Origin of the sequence: Ottowia beijingensis, from assembly GCF_042680925.1 — a bacterium.
Taxonomy (GTDB): Bacteria; Pseudomonadota; Gammaproteobacteria; order Burkholderiales; family Burkholderiaceae_C; genus Ottowia; species Ottowia beijingensis.
In genome coordinates, this window is record NZ_JBHUEP010000015.1 from 1 (window position 1) to 1,098 (window position 1,098).

General features: G+C 77.4%; 1 pseudogene. It reads left to right on the plus strand.

The features are described 5' to 3' along the window. Positions 1-197: 197 nt before the first annotated feature. A pseudogene (locus tag ACFSCU_RS17785) lies at positions 198-1,098 on the plus strand (type II secretion system secretin GspD); the annotation flags it as partial.

A 1,098-nucleotide genomic window follows, 5' to 3' on the forward strand; every position in this document is an offset into this window, starting at 1 on the left:
GCCGCGCCTGCCGCTGCGGCACCCGCGCCCGCACCCGCGCCCGCACCCGCTGCCGCCGCCCCGCCCGCCGGCGCGGCCCGCCCGGCCCTGTCCACCGGGTCCTTCGGCGGTTCCGTGTCCGCCCCGCCGCCTGCACCCGCCAAGGCCCCGCGCTGAGCGGCGCCACGTTCCCAGGTCCACCGACTTTCCGCATGCCCATGTCCCGCACCCCCCTGTCCCTCGTCGTCCTGCTTCTGCTCGCCTCGCTGGCGGCCTGCGCCCAGCCGGCCGCCCCGCTGGCCGACACGGCGCCGGCGCAGCTCCCGGCCGAGGCCCTGCCGACGGCCGGCATCCTGGCCCCGGCGCCCGCGCCCGCCGCCTCGGCCCCCGTGGCGGCCGACGACGCGCGCCACACCGACCCCATCATCATCCGCGGCAACGACCGCCTGGTGGCGCCGCCGCGCATCGCCGCCAACGCCCCCGCGCGCGGCAGCACCAGCCTCAAGTTCGAGGGCGCGCCCGCCGCCGAGGTGGTCAAGGTCATGCTCAGCGACCTGCTCAAGGTCGACTACGTCATCCACCCGCCGCTTGCCGGCAGCATCACCCTCACCACGCGCGACGCCGTCAGCGCCGACCGCGCCCTGCTGCTGCTCGAAACCGCGCTGCAGGTCAACGGCATCGTCATGGCGCGCGACAGCCGCGGCACCTACCACGTCGGCACGCCCGAAGCCCTGCGCGGCGTCGTCAGCGCCCCCGCGCTGGCCGCCGGCGGCCAGCCGCTGCCGCCCGGCTACGGCGCCGTCATCATTCCGCTGCAGTACCTGGGCGCCGGCGAAATGGCCAACATCCTGCGCCCCATGGTCTCGGCCGACGCCATCCTGCGCGTCGACAGCCTGCGCAACATCCTCGTCATGCGCGGCACCCGCGCCGAGGCCGAGGGCTGGCTCGACCTCGTCGCCACCTTCGACGTCAACCTGCTGCGCGGCATGTCGGTCGGCGTGTTCCCGCTCAAGCACACCTCGGCCGCCGAGGTCGATGCCGCGCTGCGCCTGCTCTCCAGCGGCACCGCCGGCGGCAGCGCCGCCGCCCCTGCCGCCCCCGGCGGGCGCCCGGCGGCCC